Source organism: Buttiauxella warmboldiae, assembly GCF_003818135.1.
GTDB lineage: Bacteria > Pseudomonadota > Gammaproteobacteria > Enterobacterales > Enterobacteriaceae > Buttiauxella > Buttiauxella warmboldiae.
The window spans coordinates 1-17,741 of record NZ_RPOH01000075.1; the positions used below are offsets into that span (position 1 = coordinate 1).

The following is a 17,741-nucleotide window of genomic DNA, read 5'->3' on the forward strand; positions in this document are numbered from 1 at the left end:
GCAATTGCGCCTTTTTTTATTCGTGTCATCAGGCATTCCTCGCTGTAATATTTGCCCAATAACTAAAGATTTACCCTCCCCTGCCCACGCACTACACTAAGGCCGTTTTTTCATCTGAGGTGGTAATGAACGATTACAAAATGACGCCCGTTGAGTTACGAGCGACATGGGGTTTAGGCACGGTGTTTTCACTGCGCATGCTCGGCATGTTTATGGTACTGCCGGTTCTTACCACTTACGGCATGATGCTACAGGGCGCAAGTGAAGCGCTGATCGGTATCGCCATCGGCATTTATGGCCTGGCGCAGGCTATTTTTCAGATCCCTTTTGGTCTGCTTTCCGACCGGATTGGCCGTAAACCGCTGATTATCGGCGGCCTGCTGATTTTTGTGCTCGGCAGCGTTACCGCAGCGCTGGCGGATTCCATCTGGGGTGTGATCCTTGGGCGCGCGTTACAGGGCTCCGGCGCTATTGCCGCCGCCGTTATGGCGCTGCTGTCAGATTTAACTCGTGAACAGAACCGCACCAAAGCCATGGCGTTTATCGGCGTCAGCTTTGGCGTTACTTTCGCGATAGCCATGGTTCTCGGCCCGATAATCACGCATAGCCTGGGTTTAAATGCGCTGTTCTGGATGATTGCGATTCTGGCAAGCTGCGGTATTTTAATCACCCTGTGGGTGGTGCCGAATGCTAAAAACCACGTGCTCAACCGTGAGTCCGGCATGGTAAAAGGCTGCTTTCGCAAAGTGCTGGCGGAGCCAAAATTACTCAGGCTGAACTTCGGCATCATGTGCCTGCACATCATGTTAATGTCAACATTTGTCGCCCTGCCAGGCCAGCTCGCACAGGCGGGCTTTCCGGCATCTGAGCACTGGAAAGTTTATCTCTGCACCATGCTGATAGCTTTTGCCTCGGTGGTGCCGTTTATCATTTATGCGGAGGTAAAACGCCGCATGAAACCTGTGTTTGTTGGCTGCGTTGCGCTACTGCTGATTGCTGAAATTGTGCTGTGGGGTTCTGGCCCGCACTTCTGGGAGCTAGTGTTAGGGGTGCAGCTATTCTTCCTTGCCTTTAACCTGATGGAAGCGCTGTTGCCGTCGCTTATCAGCAAAGAATCTCCGGCTGGCTATAAAGGTACGGCGATGGGGATTTACTCCACCAGCCAGTTCCTGGGCGTGGCGATTGGTGGATCATTTGGCGGATGGATTGACGGATTGTTTGATTCACAAACCGTTTTTCTGGCTGGCGCATTGCTGGCAATGATTTGGTTGCTGGTGAGCAGCACCATGACGGAGCCGCCGTATGTGGCGAGTTTGCGCGTTGAACTACCGGAAGATGTGGCCGATGACGAAACGCTGAAACAGCGTTTACTGGCACAACCAGGCGTGAGTGATGTGAATATTATTGCGCAGGAACGCAGTGCTTACGTGAAGATTGATAGCAAGCTGACGAATCGATTTGAGATTGAGCAATTAGTGAAAGGGGCGTAAACGCCCCTCAAATATCAGTCGCGGAAGTTCTTAAACTGGAACGGCTGCCCCAAATCACCCCCACGAACCAGCGCCATGGCGGCCTGTAGATCGTCGCGAGATTTGCCGGTTACGCGCAGCTCTTCGCCCTGAATCTGCACCTGAACTTTGGTTTTGCTGTCTTTAATCAGCTTCACAATTTTCTTGGCGATGGCAGATTCGATGCCCTGCTTGAGCTTCGCTTCCACGCTCCAGGTTTTACCGCTGTGCACAAACTCTTCCGGCACATCGATAGAAGCCCCTTCGATGCCGCGTTTAAGCAGCTTAGCACGCAGAATATCCAGCAGTTGGTTAACCTGGAAATCAGACTCGCTGGCCACTTTAATCGACTGATTTTTTTCGTTCAGTTCAAAAGTCGCCGGTACATTACGGAAGTCAAAACGAGTTGCAACCTCACGCTCCGCGTTTTCAATCGCGTTGCGCACTTCCTGGATATCAATTTCAGACACAATGTCAAAAGATGGCATAGTTTGTTCTCCCTCTCTTTTTGTTGCGTTGCATAATACCTGCTGGGCGGCGCAAAACAACCCGTTAAAGCAGGAGAGAGCTCTGTATAATAAAGATTACGCAAAACATCTGCGTGATACGCGGATGGGGAGGCAACATGAAAATCACCGTGCTGGGCTGCGGCGCGCTTGGTCAGCTTTGGCTGGCATCGCTTTATAAACAAGGGCATGAAGTTCAGGGGTGGCTGCGGGTACCGCAACCTTTTTGCCATATCAACCTGGTCGAAACCGACGGCAGCGTGTTCAATCAAACGCTAATCGCCAACGATCCTGATTTTCTCGCCAATAGTGAATTATTGCTGGTCACCCTTAAAGCCTGGCAGGTTTCCACGGCGGTGAAAACGCTGGCTGCCACGCTTCCGGCCAGCACGCCGATCCTTCTGCTCCATAATGGTATGGGCACCCTGGATGAGCTAAGCATGTTGCGCCAGCCGCTGCTGTCGGGCGTCACCACCCATGCTGCGCGCCGTGATGGCAATATGATTATTCACGTGGCTCACGGCACCACGCATATTGGCCCGGGGAATGCTGCGGCGAACGATTTTAGTTTTCTGGCCGATATGCTCCATGACGCTTTACCAGAGATAGCCTGGCACAACAATATTCTGGCGGCGAGCTGGAAAAAGCTGGCGGTAAACTGCGTGATAAACCCGCTCACCGTCATCTACAACTGCCCAAATGGCGAGCTGCGCCATTATCCTGACGAGGTGAGCGCTATTTGTCACGAAGTGGCAATGGTGATGGAACGCGAGGGGCATCATACGTCGGCTGAAGCCCTGCTTTTATATGTGGAAGAAATTATCGACAGCACCCGCGCCAATATTTCATCAATGCTGCAAGATATACGGGTGCAGCGTCACACCGAGATTGATTACATCACCGGTTATTTACTGCAACGCGCGCGCGCCCACGGCCTTTCTGTGCCGGTGAACAGCCGCTTGTATGAGCTGATAAAGCGTAAGGAGAATGAGTATGAGCGCACGAGCACTGGTTTGCCTGGCTCCTGGAACTGAAGAAACGGAAGCCGTTACCACCATCGACCTTCTGGTTCGCGGCGGTATTAGCGTAACGACGGCAAGCGTTGCCAGTGACGGAAATCTCACGATTGTCTGTTCACGAGGAGTAAAACTGCTGGCAGATGCCCCGCTGGTTGAAGTGGCAGACGGAGAGTTTGATGTCATTGTCTTGCCCGGTGGTTTAAAAGGTGCCGAATGTTTCCGTGACAGTCCGCTATTAGTGGAAACCGTGCGCCAGTTCCATCTTTCCGGGCGTATCGTAGCTGCGATTTGTGCCGCAGCTGGGACGGTTTTGGTTCCCCACGAGTTATTTCCCATGGCGAATATGACGGGTTATCCGGGCTTAAAAGACACTATTCCAGAAGCACAGTGGCAGGATAAACGTATCGTCTGGGATCCACGCGTCAACCTGCTAACCAGCCAGGGGCCTGGAACCGCTATCGATTTTGCGCTGAAGATGATTGATTTGCTGGTGAGCCGCGAGAAGGCTCATGAGGTTTCACAGCAATTGGTGATGGCGGCGGGAATTTACAGTTACAGGGATTACTAAAACCACCCTCTCCTTTGGGGAGAGGGGATTAATTTTCCCCGTCGCCAGGGAGAGAAGACCGGGCAATTAAGAAGCGCGGTAAACCTTCACGTTATTAAAGCCCTGCTCACGCAGATACAGCGCCTGCAAACGGCTCATCACGCCACGCTCGCACCACAGCAAATAGGTCTTGCTCTGATCCAGGTCGCCAAATGCGGTACTCAGCTTATAGAACGGCAGCGACGCCACTTCCACGCCTTCAGGTTTGAATGGCTTATCGTCTTGCTCATCGATAGAACGAATATCCAGCAGCACGTCATTCGGGCCAAATTCGCCAACGGTTTCCACTTCGGTAACCACTTCTTTGCTCTGGTTGGCAATTTCGCGAATGTCGATATTGGTCGCTTCTTCAATGACGCGATCGAGGATCGAGAAGTCGAAGTTGGCTTCTTCCGCTTCAATCTTCGCCTTCACCGCTTTTACGGTTGGGCTTTTCGAAATCACGCCGCAGTATTCCGGCATGGTGCGGGCAAAATCAGCCGTACCAATTTCACGCGCCAGATCGATAATGTGCTCTTTATCGTGAGAGATAAGCGGGCGCAGGATCAGGGTATCGGAAACGTTATCGATCAATCGCAGGTTGGTCAGCGTCTGGCTGGAAACCTGGCCCAGCGCTTCGCCCGTGACCAGCGCCTGCACGCCGTAGCGTTCAGCGACACGGGAAGCGGCGCGCACGAACATACGTTTGAGCACTACGCCCATCTGCCCGTCTTCCACTTTCTCGAGGATTTCGCCAACAACCGGCTCAAAATTGATCGCCACGAAACGCACGCGGTGAGAGCTACCGAAACGGTTCCACAGGTAATGCGCGACCTGTTTAACGCCGATTTCGTGCGCCGCACCACCGAGGTTAAAGAAGCAGTAATGCACGCGACAGCCGCGGCGCATCAGCATGTAGCTGGAAACACCGGAGTCGAAACCGCCGGAAATCAGCGATAACACATCTTCCTGGGTACCAATCGGGAAACCGCCAATGCCTTCATAACGGCCTTTCACCAGCAGCAGGCGATCGTTTTCGATTTCCAGATTTACCGTCACGTCAGGCTTAGTGAGTTTGACGCGCGCCGACTCAATGTGCTGATTCAGGCCGCCGCCAACATAGCGTTCCACTTCAATCGAGCTAAACTCATGCTTACCGCGACGCTTCACACGCACGCAGAAGGTTTTGCCTTCCAGCTGCTCGCGATAAAGCTCCAGCGCTTGCTCAAAAATATGGTGCAGGTCGGTAAACGGCACATCTTCAACTTCCAGAATGTGGTGAATACCGGGAATGCGGGTCAGCGCCTCACGAATGGCGATGCGCTGATTTTCATCTTTAGCGCGCACCTCAATGTTGTCCCAGTGGCGAACCACCGCCAGATCTTCATCGTAGTGTTTTAAAACGTTGCGAATGTTCCCGGTGAGCATCTTAATAAAGCGTATGCGCACAGATTGACTCTTGATTGTGATTTCCGGGAACAATTTAATGATAAACTTCATGGCGCTCATGATTCGTTGGTGAGCCAGGCATGATGAATCATGCGGGCTGAAAGACTTAAAGAATTGCAGCGGCAGTAGCGCCGTTACATCCGAGGCGCAAAAGTATATCACTAACAGCTTGCCATAGCGTTACACAAATGACTCCGCTACCATGGCGCAGTCGCAAAAAATTATCAGAGTCAGACATTCACTATGCCGAAAAAAACCGAAGTCGCGGCCAGTTTTGAAACTGCGCTTGTGGAGCTTGAGCAGATTGTTACTCGTCTGGAAAGCGGAGAATTAGCGCTTGAAGAGGCGTTAAATGAATTTGAACGTGGCGTGCAGCTGGCACGCCAGGGTCAGGTGAAGCTGCAGCAGGCAGAACAACGCGTACAAATCCTGCTAAACGATAGCGAAGACGCCCCGCTTAAGCCTTTTATCCCGGATAACGAGTAAATGGATTTTAACCATCAGTTGCAGGCCCACGCGCAACGGGCAAACGATGCGCTGCTGCGTTTTCTGGCGCCGCTCCCGTTTCAGAACACTCCGCTGGTTGAAGCCATGCACTATGGCGCACTATTTGGCGGCAAGCGCCTGCGCCCTTTCCTGGTTTACGCCACCGGAGAGATGTTCGGTAGCGCGCAGGAGACGCTGGATGCTCCTGCGGCTGCAATTGAGTGCATCCATGCTTATTCTTTGATTCATGACGATTTACCGGCCATGGATGACGACGATCTGCGTCGCGGGCAGCCGACCTGCCACATTAAATTCGGCGAGGCCAGCGCAATTTTGGCCGGAGACGCCCTGCAAACGCTGGCGTTTTCTATACTAAGTGATGCCCCAATGCCGGGGGTCGCGATTGCTGACCGCTTAGCGATGGTGAAAGAGCTGGCAGCCGCCAGCGGCGTTGCGGGCATGTGCGGCGGCCAGGCGTTAGATTTAGCAGCTGAAGGCAAGCATATCGACTTGCCAGGCCTTGAACGTATTCACCGCCATAAAACCGGCGCGTTAATTCGTGCCGCGGTGCGCCTGGGCGCTTTGAGCGCCGGCGACGCTGGTCGTCACGCGCTGCCGTTGCTTGACCGTTATGCCCAAAGCATCGGCCTGGCATTCCAGGTTCAGGACGATATTCTCGACGTTATCGGCGATACCGCTACACTGGGTAAACGTCAGGGAGCCGATCAGCAGTTGGGTAAAAGCACCTATCCGGCTCTGCTGGGGTTAGAGAATGCCAAAGCCAAAGCCTGGGATCTCTACCAGGATTCTCTCAGGGCGCTGGAAGGCCTGGCTCGGGAGTCGTTAGACACGAGCGCACTCGAAGCGTTAGCGAGCTATATAATCCAACGTGATAAATAATGATTAACTCACCCTTTGGCATTCAGGCTGAAGCCTGAAGGATGAAGGGTAAACACCACGATGAGTTTCTAATGAGTTTTGATATTGCCAAATACCCGACCCTCGCACTGGTGGAATCAGCCCCTGAGCTACGCCTGTTGCCAAAAGAGAGCTTACCGAAACTTTGTGACGAACTGCGTCGTTACCTGCTCGATAGCGTAAGCCGTTCCAGCGGGCATTTTGCCTCTGGCCTTGGCACGGTGGAACTGACCGTGGCGCTACACTATGTGTATAACACCCCGTTCGACCAGCTAATCTGGGATGTCGGTCATCAGGCCTATCCGCACAAAATCATTACCGGCCGCCGTGACAAAATTGGCACCATCCGCCAGAAAGGGGGCCTGCATCCCTTCCCGTGGCGCGCCGAGAGCGAATATGACGTACTGAGCGTAGGGCACTCCTCCACCTCAATCAGCGCTGGAATCGGCATTGCGGTAGCCGCCGGGAAAGAAGGCAAAGACCGTCGCACCGTCTGCGTGATCGGCGATGGCGCCATCACGGCGGGCATGGCATTTGAAGCGATGAACCACGCCGGTGATATTCGCCCGAACATGCTGGTGATCCTCAACGACAACGAAATGTCGATCTCCGAGAACGTCGGCGCGCTGAACAACCATCTCGCGCAACTGCTTTCCGGCAAACTCTATTCATCGCTGCGTGAAGGCGGCAAGAAAGTCTTCTCCGGCGTACCGCCGATTAAAGAGTTGCTCAAACGCACCGAAGAACACCTGAAAGGCATGGTGGTGCCGGGCACGCTGTTTGAAGAGCTGGGCTTTAACTATATTGGCCCGGTTGACGGGCATGATGTTGTCGGGCTGGTCAATACGCTCAAGAACATGCGCGACCTGAACGGTCCGCAGTTCCTGCATATCATGACCAAAAAAGGGCGTGGCTATGCGCCGGCGGAAAAAGACCCGATCAGCTTCCATGCGGTGCCTAAATTTGATCCACAAAGCGGCACCTTGCCAAAAACGGCGGGCGGCCTGCCGAGCTATTCAAAAATCTTCGGCAACTGGCTGTGCGAAACCGCAGCGATTGACGATAAATTAATGGCGGTCACGCCAGCGATGCGTGAAGGCTCGGGTATGGTGGAGTTTTCCCGCCAGTACCCGTCACAGTATTTTGATGTCGCCATTGCTGAACAGCACGCCGTGACGTTTGCGGCAGGCCTCGCGATTGGTGGTTATAAGCCGGTGGTCGCCATTTACTCAACCTTCCTGCAGCGCGCGTACGATCAGGTCATTCACGACGTTGCTATCCAGAAACTGCCGGTGCTGTTCGCCATCGATCGCGCCGGGATTGTCGGCGCCGACGGCCAAACCCACCAGGGCGCGTTTGATATCTCCTTCCTGCGCTGCATTCCGGAAATGGTCATTATGACCCCGAGCGATGAGAACGAATGTCGCCAGATGCTGCACACCGGTTATCACTATAACGACGGCCCTTGCGCTGTCCGTTACCCGCGCGGCAACGGGACCGGCGCTGAATTACAGCCGCTGGCGTCGCTGCCAATCGGCAAAGGTGTGAAAAAGCGCGAAGGTGAAAAAATCGCGCTGCTGAATTTCGGCACGCTGTTGCCAGAAGCGGAAGCCGTTGCGCACTCTCTTAACGCCACGCTGGTCGATATGCGTTTTGTGAAGCCGCTGGATAAAGCGCTGATCCTTGAACTGGCAGCCAGCCACGACGCCCTGGTCACCATCGAAGAGAATGCCATCATGGGGGGGGCGGGCAGCGGCGTGAATGAAGTGCTGATGGCAAACCGTAAAATGGTTCCGGTGCTCAATATCGGTTTACCGGATTACTTTATCCCGCAGGGCACTCAGGAAGAGGCGCGCGCCGCAATCGGCCTTGATGCCATCGGTATGGAAACCAGCATCCGCGACTGGCTTAAATAACCCCCTCTTCCACTCCTGCTATGCTTAAAGAACCTCAATAGCCGGAGTGGAACCATGCAATACGGCACGTTAGGAACAACAGACCTCAAGGTTTCCCGTCTTTGCCTGGGCTGCATGACCTTTGGTGAGCCAGACCGCGGCAATCACGCCTGGACGCTTCCCGAAGAGAGCAGCCGCCTCATTATTAAACACGCCATCGATAACGGCATTAATTTCTTTGATACCGCCAATAGCTATTCCGACGGCAGCAGCGAAGAGATTGTCGGTCGTGCGCTTAAAGATTTTATGCGGCGCGAAGAGGCGGTTCTCGCCACCAAAGTGTACTTTCAGGTAGGCGACCTGCCGGAAGGCCTCTCTCGCGCCCAGATTATGCGTTCAATAGATGACAGCCTGCGCCGTCTGGGAACCGATTACGTCGATCTGCTGCAAATCCACCGCTGGGATTACAACACGCCGCTCGAGGAGACCCTTGAAGCGCTCAATGATGTCGTAAAAGCAGGCAAGGCACGTTATATCGGCGCTTCATCAATGCATAGTTCACAGCTGGCTCAGGCGCTGGCCCTGCAGGACAGGCACGGCTGGGCGCGGTTCGTCACCATGCAGGATCATTACAACCTGATCTATCGCGAAGAAGAACTCGATATGCTGCCGCTGTGCTACGAGCAAGGCATTGCCGTGATCCCATGGAGCCCGCTGGCCCGAGGCAAGCTCACTCGCCCCTGGGGCGATACCACAGCGCGTTCGGTTTCCGACGAAGTCGCTAAAAATCTCTACGACCGCAGTCAAGATAACGATGCGATGATTGCTGAACGGCTGGCGAATGTCGCAAACGATAAAGGCGTGTCGCGCGCGCAGGTAGCGCTGGCATGGTTATTGAGTAAACCGGGGATTGCCGCACCCATTATTGGCGTCTCGCGTGAGCATCAGCTGGACGATTTACTCGAGGCGGTGGATTTAACGCTAAAACCAGAAGAGATTGCCGAGCTGGAGACGATTTACCAGCCGCATGAAAAGGTTGGCTTTAAATGACATAAGTAGCATTCCTTATTTCCGGGTGGGTGGCCGCAAGCGTCGCCCGCTAAAAATTTAATGGTCGTCAGCAGGAATAAATACCACCCTGCCTAATCCATTAAAAGATTGAATAGAGATCACAGCCTTCTTTGCTGAAATAGCAATCTGCGTAACAACACTCTCACAAAAATATTAACTCGCAGACAGTTCAAAAAATATACATTGACCGGTTTCACAAAATAAAATCCCTGAACTTCAGCCAATTTTAAGCGCGTGATATACCATTCGGCATGTTGCAGGACAACCAGCAAGCAGACTTCAATTTTCATCTGGCTATCGCCAGGGCTTCAAAAAAAAGTTTTTTATAGCGTAATGAACGCCATTAAAGAGACTTATTATTAATACCTTGAAGAGCTTAACCGGGCGCCGGGAATTTCAATAGAGAGTGTGGAAGCCCCTATTAAAATCTTTATGGCTATTAAAAATAAAAACGTGGCTACCACAGTTTGCGCGCTGAATGACGCAATAGCGGATAACAGCGTAGCCATTGAAAATATTAATAACATTCAGCAAAGTAAAACTTAATTCTCATCCAGCTCATTATCATTTCGCCAATATCAGCAAGCGGTAGATATTTCCTATCAAACCTGTCAGACATCACACAAATACCCTGTGCTATGCAAAGGAGCCGCTGTGGAAACGATTAAAATTACCCATGTCAAAACTATCCTGACCGCCCCTGGAGGCATCGACCTGGCCGTGGTAAAAGTTGAAACTAACCAACCGGGTCTATACGGTCTGGGGTGTGCAACATTCACCCAGCGTATCCATGCCGTGAAGGCCGCCATCGATCATTACCTGCAACCTTTTCTTAGCGGTAAAAATCCCTTACGCACCGAAGATATCTGGCAAACGGCCTGTGTCAGCGGCTACTGGCGTAGCGGCCCAATAATCAATAACGCGCTTTCAGGCGTCGATATGGCTCTGTGGGATATTAAAGGTAAAGTTGCGGGCTTACCCGTTTACCAATTACTTGGTGGGCGCAGCCGGGATGGAATCCCTTTATATGTTCATACCGACGGAAGCGATGAGTTTGCCGTTGAAGATAACGTACGCGCCCGTATGGAAGAGGGCTACCAGTACGTCCGCTGCCAGATGGGGATGTATGGGGGAGCAGGCACCGATGATTTAAAATTAATTGCCGCCCAGCTGGCGCGGGCTAAAAATATCCAGCCTAAGCGCTCGCCCCGCAGCCAGAGCCCAGGCGTCTATTTTGACCCCGATGCGTATGTAAAAAGCGTCCCGCGCCTTTTCGATCACCTGCGCAACAAAATTGGTTTTGGCATTGAATTTATCCATGATGTTCATGAACGTATCACGCCGATAGCCGCGATTCATCTGGCGAAACGGCTTGAAGAGCACCAGCTGTTTTATCTCGAAGATCCGGTCGCGCCAGAAGATATCGAGTGGCTCAAAATAATGAGGGCGCAAAGCTCAACCCCTATTGCGATGGGGGAGCTTTTCACCCATATCAACGAGTGGCGGCCTTTAATTACCCAGCATTTGATCGACTATATTCGCTGCCACGTCAGCAGTATTGGTGGCATAACGCCAGCCAAAAAATTGGCGACGCTGGGCGAGCTGCATGGGGTTCGCACCGCATGGCATGGACCAGGGGATATTTCCCCGGTTGGCATTGCGGCTAATTTGCACCTTGATATGAGCGCAACGAACTTTGGGATCCAAGAGTGGACTCCCTTAAATGATGCCCTGCGGGAGGTTTTCCCCGGGTGCCCGGAGATCCACGCAGGCTACGCTTACATTAGCGATAGTCCGGGGCTTGGCATTGATATTGATGAAGCTAAAGCCCGCCATTACCCGGTATCCGGCGGCCTTCCTGAATGGACGCTAGCCCGGACACCTGACGGCACAGCGGCCCGGCCATAAGCCTGTAACGCTTTCTTCCCTTGTCGTGGAAGAAAGCGTTACATAATGAAGATGACAGTCAAAGATTCGTTTGGCACTAAATGAGGGGCCGTCAGTCTGGTTACATCAAACCCGCCGGCCAGTGGTAGCCTGTCACATAGATAATCCCCGCCGCAATCACCCCGGCGACAATATCATCCACCATAATCCCCATCCCGCCATGAACGTTACGGTCAAACCAGCGAATGGGCCACGGCTTCCAGATATCGAGAATACGAAAAATCACAAAGCCTGCGGCCACCCAGCGCCAGTCATTGACGGGCAGCACCATCAGCGTTATCCACATACCGATGAACTCATCCCACACGATGCTGCCGTGGTCATGAACGCCCATATCGCGTGCGGTCTGGTGGCAAAGATAAACGCCGATACAAATGCCGAGCATGATAACCATGGAATAAACCTGCCACGGCAGGAAGGTCATCAGATACCAGAACGGGATCGCCGCAAGCGATCCTACCGTCCCCGGCATAACCGGGCTTAGTCCACTGCCAAAACCGGTAGCCAGCAAGTGCCATGGATTGCTGAGCCTGAGACGGCTTTTAGCCACATCTTTAGAGCGGAGCAAAGTGATCGTATCCTTTTAAATCAAGCATTACCGGTTTGCCATTCTGCAGAAACTGTAGCCCTTCAGACTCAGGTAAAACCTGACCGATGCAGGTAAAGGGGATCCCGAGATTGCCGATAGCCACATCCAGTGCGCCACGGTTAACTTCAGGCACCGTAAAGCACAGTTCATAATCTTCGCCGCCGGAAAGCGCCCATTGCAGCGCAGCGGTAGCGCTGAGGTTCGCCTTCACGGCTTCTGAATACGGCAGAGCGTCGAGGTCAATACGTGCTCCACACGCGCTGGCTTTAAGGATATGGCCCAAATCAGAAATGAGCCCGTCCGAAAGATCAATTGCGCTGCTCGCCAGATCGCGTAGCGCCTGACCATGCAAAATACGCGGCGTTGGGCGTAAATGGCGCTTTTTCAGATAGTCAGATTGCGCGGCATCTTTGACGACTAATCGATCCTGCAAAATCGCCAGGCCAGCGGCGCTATCGCCCGGCGTGCCGGTAACATAAATCCAGTCACCGGGACGCGCTCCACTACGTTTAAGCGCACGCCCGGCAGGCACCAGGCCGTGAATGCCAAGCGTCATCGCAAGCGGACCACGGGTGGTATCACCGCCAATAAGCTGCATATCGTAGTATTCGAGTTGTTCAAACAGACTGTCGCTGAAGGCTTCAAGCCAGCTTTCATCGACTTCAGGAAGGGTAATCGCCAGCGTCAGCCAGGCCGGGTCGGCGCCCATGGCGGCCAAATCGCTTAAATTTACCGCCAGCGCTTTGTAGCCCAAATCGCGAGGATCAATATCCGGCAGAAAGTGGATACCCGAGACAAGCGTATCGGTACTGATCGCGAGGACTTGCTTCTCGGCTACCGTCAGCAATGCACAATCATCGCCGATTCCGGTTTCCACATCGCGACGGGAACTGCTTACGCGATCAAAATAACGGGCAATCAGAGAAAACTCACCGCATGCCATGCGTAATGCCTCTGAGTTTAATTAAAGGAATGAAAAACAGGCCGGGATTAACCGGCCTGGAGATTATTTCTTGCGGGGACGAATTTGCGGAGCAGCTTTATCAAGTACACCATTGACGAACTTGTGGCTGTCTTCGGCGCCGAAGGTTTTCGCCAGATCGATGGCTTCGTTAATCGCCACTTTGTATGGCACGTCATCACGCTTAGCCAGTTCAAACAGTGCGATACGCAGAACCGCTTTTTCTACCTGACCCAACTCTTCGAGTTGACGGGACAGATAAGGCTTCATCAGCCCATCCAGATACGCGCTGTTAGTAGCCACCCCGATCAACAGTTCGCGGAAGTAGTTAACGTCAACGTCTTTGACGTCCTGTTCCGCCAGGAACTGGTATTCGACATCAGCGATGTCATTTCGAGATAACTGCCAGGAGTATAGCGCCTGAACGGCACACTCACGGGCACGGCGACGAGCAGCAGGTTTCACAGATTTCCCCTTACAAAAAATCAGGCCTTGATGGCTTTCAATACATTAATCATTTCAAGCGCGGTCAGTGCAGCTTCTGCACCCTTGTTACCGGCTTTTGTGCCAGCGCGTTCGATGGCTTGTTCAATACTTTCGGTGGTCAGCACGCCAAAGGCGACTGGAATACCACTTTCCTGCGCAACATGTGCCAGGCCATTGCTGGCACCACCAGCAACATACTCAAAGTGAGCTGTGCCGCCACGGATAACCGTACCCAGCGCAATCACCGCGTCATAATTACCGGTTTTCGCCAGCGCATCTGCCGCCAGTGGCAACTCATAAGCACCCGGAACCCAGACCACGGTGATATTTTCATCTTTAACCTGGCCGATACGTTTCAGGGCGTCAATCGCGCCGTCCAGCAGGCTGTCATTGATGAAGTTATTAAAACGCGCGATGGTGATGGCGACGCGAGCGTCTGGAGTAGCAACGGCTGCTTCAATGATGTTCATATTCTTCCTTTACGGTTCTGTTTAGCCCCGTTAGGGGGGCGGATTTTATCATAATCTTTTCGCGGCTGCTTACGTTTTACAAGCCAGCGTAGCGCGGCGTCAAATGCAGGCACAAATCCGGGCCTACCTGACGAACTTCACTAAAGCTAAATTCCGGCACATCGGCGAGTTTTTCCAGCCCTGGCAGGTTACACAGCCCACGCGCATCGTTGCCTAATAATTTTGGCGCAACGTAGACTATCAGTTCATCAACAAGACCTGCCTGGAGCAGCGCGCCGCCAAGCGTGGCGCCCGCTTCTACCCAAATAGAGTTTATCTGGCGTTTCCCCAGCAACATCATCATCACCACCAGATCGAGGTGGCCGTTATGTTCCGGCACGATAAACTGCTCAACCCCTTCGGGCCACGTTTGCTGGTCTGCATTGCATCGGGCAAGCCAGGTTTCCCCTGCTTGCGTGATAATTTTATGCTCTCGCGTCACCCGATTTTCACGGTCCAGAATAATACGTGTCGGTTGACGCAGATTTTCTTCGTGATAAACCGCCTGTGTGGCGCTATCTAATTCATTCCAGCGTACGGTTAATGAAGGGTTATCCGCCAGAACCGTAGCGCTGCTGCTAAGAATTGCGGCACTCTGCGCACGCAGGCGCTGTACGTCGCGGCGTGATTCAGGTGAGGTGATCCACTGGCTTTCACCGCTCGCCATTGCGGTACGCCCATCCAGCGAAGCCCCCAGCTTGAGCTGAATATAAGGGAAGCCGGTACGCATCCGCTTCAAAAAGCCACGGTTTATCGCCTCGGCTTCGTTCATCATCAAACCGTGGCTGACGTCGATACCGGCCTGTTGCAGACGGTACAACCCACGCCCTGCCACTTGCGGATTGGGGTCCTGCATCGCAGCAACCACCCGCGTCACGCCTGCGGCAATTAACGCATCACAGCAGGGCGGCGTGCGCCCATGGTGGCTGCAAGGCTCCAGCGTGACGTACGCCGTGGCGCCTCGCGCTTTTTCGCCAGCCATGCGCAAAGCATGAACTTCAGCATGGGGTTCACCGGCACGAAAGTGGAAACCTTCGCCGACGATTTCGCCATCTTTAGCAATCACGCAGCCGACATTAGGATTCGGCATGGTCGTAAAACGGCCACGCTTTGCCAGCTGGAGCGCACGCGCCATAAATTTTTCATCAAGCGACATCGGCATCAGTCCTGTAAGCGAGCAATTTCTTCGCCAAATTCGCGGATATCTTCAAAACTGCGATAAACCGAGGCAAAGCGGATATAGGCTACTTTATCGAGTTTTTTAAGCTGCTCCATCACCAGATTACCGATCATTTTGCTGGGCACTTCACGCTCACCGGTACCGCGCAGCTGGGACTTGATATGGTTTATCGCCATTTCAACGTCGTCGGAGCTAACCGGGCGCTTCTCCAGCGCCTTTAAAAAGCCGCTACGCAGTTTGTCTTCATTAAAGGGTTCACGAACATCATTACTTTTTACCACGCGCGGCATCACAAGCTCTGCCACTTCAAAAGTCGTGAAACGCTCATGACAAACCAGGCACTGACGGCGGCGACGCACGGACGATCCTTCGCCGACAAGACGGGAATCAATCACTTTAGTGTCTACTGCGAAACAGAATGGGCAATGCATGGCACGTCCTGAAGGAGGATTCAAATGAACAATAGTTTACCGCGAAGTCGCGGGAGTACAAAGGCAACGCCACCTTGTCCCGGAAAATATGGCTTTTCATCGGCAACAAGCTACGCTTAAAGCAGCGAGTACTTTAAGGAAAAACCATTTATGACAAATAGTTACCTAAGATTTCTTCTGGCTTGCAGCCTGGTGAGCCTCAGCGCCTGCGCCCAGCAAACGCAAGTGCACCAGATGAAGAGCGAAGTGGGGTCACTGAATCAAGAGATGGCTCAGCTGGCCGAGCAGGCCGTCAAACTGACGCAGCAAAATGCGCTAAACGCCAAATCGACAACCGGCGTCTATCTGTTACCGGGTTCGCAAACCCCGGCCCGCCTGAATAGCCAGTTAGGGAATCTGCAAATGTCGCTGAGCGCTATTACCCCGGAAGCAAACGGTAGCCGGGCGATGCTGATGATCAAAGGCGAGTCCCACGATCCGCTGCCTGCATTTAGCGGAAAAGTTGAATGGGGGCAGATTCAGGGCACCACGGATAGCTATCAGGAGGTCAACGTGCAGTCGCAGCAATTCAGTGTCCCCGCCAGCCTGTTAGCGCCGAGCGATATCAGCATCCCATTGCGGCTGTCCGGGCTGTCTCCTGAACAGTTAGGTTTTGTCCGTATTCACGATATACAACCTGCCGATCCTTCGCAGGCGTTACCCGCACGCTAAGCCGGTATGCCCTCCGCCTCGGCCCCTTTCTTATATAACCTGTATCTCAATCTGGCAATCTGTCAGGGTGAGATCTATAAGGTTCGCAGGTTTTCCGTTCACCTGAACGCAGGGTAACCTCTGTGATTTTTGTTACAACTCCAGCGCTAAAAATGCGGAAAAGGCCGCTGCACGGCCCTTAAAAGAAGTGATCTTAATCACATATACTTGTAACAACAGCCTATAAATTTGCTTAAATTCACGAAGCAGGTAGAATCTCGTCCGTTTTAAATGTGCGCAAACGTGAACGCAATCGATTACGCACTTGGCGATAATGTGAAATGAAACATATTTTTGTGAGCAGGGATTTCTATAATAGGCGCGTCAATAAGAAACCAGTTTAATGGTTGATGACCTTAGGTGATAACTCACCACCTGCCCTCACGGGATTCATGTAAAAACAGTGGCATATAAAATGAAAAAGATTATTTTGGCGGCTAGCACCGTCCTCGCGCTTTCCAGCTCTTTCACAGCTCAGGCTGAAGAAACCAAAAACGCCGAATACCTCTCTGACTGGTGGCACCAGAGCGTTAACGTGGTGGGCAGCTACCACACTCGCTTCGGACCAAAAATCACTAACGACGTCTACCTGGAATATGAAGCGTTTGCCAAAAAAGATTGGTTAGATTTTTATGGCTACATCGATATTCCAAAAACTTTCGAGTGGGGCAACGGCAACGATAAGGGCATCTGGGATGACGGTTCTCGTATGTTTATGGAGATTGAACCACGCTTCTCTATCGACAAGATGACCGGCACTAGCCTGGCGTTTGGTCCATTTAAAGAATGGTATATCGCGAACAACTATATCTACGATATGGGTGCTCACGGCGACGACGGCAGCAAGCAAAACACCTGGTATATGGGTCTGGGCACCGATATCGACACCGGTCTGCCGATGAGCCTGTCTCTAAACGTGTATGCAAAATACCAGTGGCAGAACTATGGCGCTTCTAACGAAAACCAGTGGGATGGCTACCGCTTCAAAGTGAAATACTTTGTTCCTATTACTTCCCTGTGGGGCGGTAACCTGAGCTACATCGGTTTCACCAATTTTGATTGGGGTTCAGATCTGGGCGATGACAACTTCATCGATAACAACGGCAAACACGCCCGTACCAGCAACTCTATCGCGTCCAGCCACATCCTGGCACTGAACTACGATCACTGGCATTACTCTGTGGTGGCTCGTTACTGGCACAATGGTGGTCAATGGGCGGATAACGCCAGCCTGAACTTCAATGATGGCAATGGCGATTTCAGCGTACGTTCTACCGGCTGGGGTGGTTACCTGGTTGTAGGTTACAACTTCTGATAATCGTCTGAAGCTGTAAAAAAAGCCGATCCGCTTAATGCCGATCGGCTTTTTTGTTTCTGCAATAACGCTCCGGCGAAAAAAAACCGCAGCCATTGATAGGCTGCGGTTTTTATTTGGTTCATCGCGGTTAAG

18 protein-coding genes are annotated in these 17,741 nt (G+C 52.7%); 10 read left to right on the forward strand and 8 right to left on the reverse strand.

What is annotated here, in order from left to right; all coding sequences use genetic code 11:
• The first annotated feature begins 125 nt into the window (after positions 1-125).
• A complete protein-coding gene (locus EHN07_RS16625) occupies positions 126-1,490 on the forward strand; it encodes an MFS transporter (protein ID WP_124025161.1) in 1,365 nt (454 codons plus the stop codon).
• Positions 1,491-1,504: 14 nt separating this feature from the next.
• Here EHN07_RS16625 and EHN07_RS16630 read toward each other — a convergent pair whose 3' ends face one another.
• A complete protein-coding gene (locus EHN07_RS16630) occupies positions 1,505-1,996 on the reverse strand; it encodes a YajQ family cyclic di-GMP-binding protein (protein WP_124025162.1) in 492 nt (163 codons plus the stop codon).
• A 137-nt stretch (positions 1,997-2,133) separates the two neighbouring features.
• Between EHN07_RS16630 and panE the strand changes: the two genes are divergently transcribed.
• Both panE and yajL read left to right on the forward strand, forming a co-directional pair.
• Positions 2,134-3,048 carry a 2-dehydropantoate 2-reductase gene (gene panE / locus EHN07_RS16635; RefSeq protein WP_124025163.1) on the forward strand — a complete coding sequence of 305 codons (915 nt, stop codon included), beginning with the start codon at positions 2,134-2,136 and terminating at the stop codon, positions 3,046-3,048.
• Complete coding sequence (gene yajL, locus EHN07_RS16640) at positions 3,008-3,601, forward strand: protein deglycase YajL (protein ID WP_124025164.1); 594 nt, start codon at positions 3,008-3,010, stop codon at positions 3,599-3,601. Before panE ends, yajL begins: the two co-directional genes overlap by 41 nt.
• A 66-nt stretch (positions 3,602-3,667) precedes the next feature.
• Here yajL and thiI read toward each other — a convergent pair whose 3' ends face one another.
• Positions 3,668-5,119, reverse strand: a complete 1,452-nt coding sequence (gene thiI / locus EHN07_RS16645) for a tRNA uracil 4-sulfurtransferase ThiI (RefSeq protein ID WP_124025165.1) — start codon at positions 5,117-5,119, stop codon at positions 3,668-3,670.
• Positions 5,120-5,311: 192 nt separating this feature from the next.
• Between thiI and xseB the strand changes: the two genes are divergently transcribed.
• From xseB to EHN07_RS16670, 5 genes are all read left to right on the forward strand, one after another.
• The gene (gene xseB / locus EHN07_RS16650; RefSeq protein WP_124025166.1) at positions 5,312-5,554 is read left to right on the forward strand and encodes an exodeoxyribonuclease VII small subunit; all 243 of its coding nucleotides are present in this window, start codon (positions 5,312-5,314) and stop codon (positions 5,552-5,554) included.
• Positions 5,555-6,454: a (2E,6E)-farnesyl diphosphate synthase gene (gene ispA, locus EHN07_RS16655; protein ID WP_124025167.1), complete on the forward strand. Its 900-nt coding sequence runs from the start codon at positions 5,555-5,557 to the stop codon at positions 6,452-6,454.
• Positions 6,455-6,525: 71 nt separating this feature from the next.
• On the forward strand, positions 6,526-8,388 hold the full coding sequence (dxs, locus tag EHN07_RS16660) for a 1-deoxy-D-xylulose-5-phosphate synthase (protein ID WP_124025168.1): 1,863 nt from the start codon (positions 6,526-6,528) through the stop codon (positions 8,386-8,388).
• A gap of 54 nt (positions 8,389-8,442) precedes the next feature.
• Positions 8,443-9,417: an aldo/keto reductase gene (locus EHN07_RS16665; protein WP_124025169.1), complete on the forward strand. Its 975-nt coding sequence runs from the start codon at positions 8,443-8,445 to the stop codon at positions 9,415-9,417.
• 675 nt (positions 9,418-10,092) lie between these two features.
• A complete protein-coding gene (locus tag EHN07_RS16670; protein WP_124025170.1) occupies positions 10,093-11,346 on the forward strand; it encodes an enolase C-terminal domain-like protein in 1,254 nt (417 codons plus the stop codon).
• Between the two features lie 100 nt (positions 11,347-11,446).
• On the opposite strand, the gene pgpA is transcribed toward EHN07_RS16670, so the two are convergent.
• From pgpA to nrdR, 6 genes are all read right to left on the reverse strand, one after another.
• Positions 11,447-11,959, reverse strand: coding sequence for a phosphatidylglycerophosphatase A (pgpA, locus tag EHN07_RS16675; protein ID WP_124025171.1), 513 nt, complete (start codon positions 11,957-11,959; stop codon positions 11,447-11,449).
• Complete coding sequence (gene thiL, locus EHN07_RS16680) at positions 11,940-12,917, reverse strand: thiamine-phosphate kinase (protein ID WP_124025172.1); 978 nt, start codon at positions 12,915-12,917, stop codon at positions 11,940-11,942. Before thiL ends, pgpA begins: the two co-directional genes overlap by 20 nt.
• Positions 12,918-12,980: 63 nt before the next feature.
• On the reverse strand, positions 12,981-13,400 hold the full coding sequence (gene nusB, locus EHN07_RS16685) for a transcription antitermination factor NusB (RefSeq protein WP_124025173.1): 420 nt from the start codon (positions 13,398-13,400) through the stop codon (positions 12,981-12,983).
• Positions 13,401-13,420: 20 nt separating this feature from the next.
• Complete coding sequence (gene ribH, locus EHN07_RS16690) at positions 13,421-13,891, reverse strand: 6,7-dimethyl-8-ribityllumazine synthase (RefSeq protein WP_124025174.1); 471 nt, start codon at positions 13,889-13,891, stop codon at positions 13,421-13,423.
• A 76-nt stretch (positions 13,892-13,967) separates the two neighbouring features.
• Positions 13,968-15,086: a bifunctional diaminohydroxyphosphoribosylaminopyrimidine deaminase/5-amino-6-(5-phosphoribosylamino)uracil reductase RibD gene (ribD, locus tag EHN07_RS16695; RefSeq protein ID WP_124025175.1), complete on the reverse strand. Its 1,119-nt coding sequence runs from the start codon at positions 15,084-15,086 to the stop codon at positions 13,968-13,970.
• A gap of 5 nt (positions 15,087-15,091) precedes the next feature.
• The gene (gene nrdR / locus EHN07_RS16700) at positions 15,092-15,541 is read right to left on the reverse strand and encodes a transcriptional regulator NrdR (RefSeq protein ID WP_124025176.1); all 450 of its coding nucleotides are present in this window, start codon (positions 15,539-15,541) and stop codon (positions 15,092-15,094) included.
• A gap of 150 nt (positions 15,542-15,691) precedes the next feature.
• Between nrdR and EHN07_RS16705 the strand changes: the two genes are divergently transcribed.
• Entirely contained in the window at positions 15,692-16,252 is a 561-nt protein-coding gene (locus EHN07_RS16705; protein WP_124025177.1) for a SadB/YajI family lipoprotein, read from the forward strand.
• Between the two features lie 454 nt (positions 16,253-16,706).
• Complete coding sequence (locus EHN07_RS16710) at positions 16,707-17,606, forward strand: nucleoside-specific channel-forming protein Tsx (RefSeq protein ID WP_124025178.1); 900 nt, start codon at positions 16,707-16,709, stop codon at positions 17,604-17,606.
• The last annotated feature ends 135 nt before the right edge of the window (positions 17,607-17,741 follow it).

Bases quoted from the DNA above. Each gene is read 5' to 3' on its own strand.
- EHN07_RS16625 (WP_124025161.1), top strand. From the start codon at position 126: ATGAACGATTACAAAATGACGCCCGTTGAGTTACGAGCGACATGGGGT.
- EHN07_RS16630 (WP_124025162.1), bottom strand. From the start codon at position 1,996: ATGCCATCTTTTGACATTGTGTCTGAAATTGATATCCAGGAAGTGCGC.
- panE (WP_124025163.1), top strand. From the start codon at position 2,134: ATGAAAATCACCGTGCTGGGCTGCGGCGCGCTTGGTCAGCTTTGGCTG.
- yajL (WP_124025164.1), top strand. From the start codon at position 3,008: ATGAGCGCACGAGCACTGGTTTGCCTGGCTCCTGGAACTGAAGAAACG.
- thiI (WP_124025165.1), bottom strand. From the start codon at position 5,119: ATGAAGTTTATCATTAAATTGTTCCCGGAAATCACAATCAAGAGTCAA.
- xseB (WP_124025166.1), top strand. From the start codon at position 5,312: ATGCCGAAAAAAACCGAAGTCGCGGCCAGTTTTGAAACTGCGCTTGTG.
- ispA (WP_124025167.1), top strand. From the start codon at position 5,555: ATGGATTTTAACCATCAGTTGCAGGCCCACGCGCAACGGGCAAACGAT.
- dxs (WP_124025168.1), top strand. From the start codon at position 6,526: ATGAGTTTTGATATTGCCAAATACCCGACCCTCGCACTGGTGGAATCA.
- EHN07_RS16665 (WP_124025169.1), top strand. From the start codon at position 8,443: ATGCAATACGGCACGTTAGGAACAACAGACCTCAAGGTTTCCCGTCTT.
- thiL (WP_124025172.1), bottom strand. From the start codon at position 12,917: ATGGCATGCGGTGAGTTTTCTCTGATTGCCCGTTATTTTGATCGCGTA.
- ribH (WP_124025174.1), bottom strand. From the start codon at position 13,891: ATGAACATCATTGAAGCAGCCGTTGCTACTCCAGACGCTCGCGTCGCC.
- ribD (WP_124025175.1), bottom strand. From the start codon at position 15,086: ATGTCGCTTGATGAAAAATTTATGGCGCGTGCGCTCCAGCTGGCAAAG.
- nrdR (WP_124025176.1), bottom strand. From the start codon at position 15,541: ATGCATTGCCCATTCTGTTTCGCAGTAGACACTAAAGTGATTGATTCC.
- EHN07_RS16705 (WP_124025177.1), top strand. From the start codon at position 15,692: ATGACAAATAGTTACCTAAGATTTCTTCTGGCTTGCAGCCTGGTGAGC.
- EHN07_RS16710 (WP_124025178.1), top strand. From the start codon at position 16,707: ATGAAAAAGATTATTTTGGCGGCTAGCACCGTCCTCGCGCTTTCCAGC.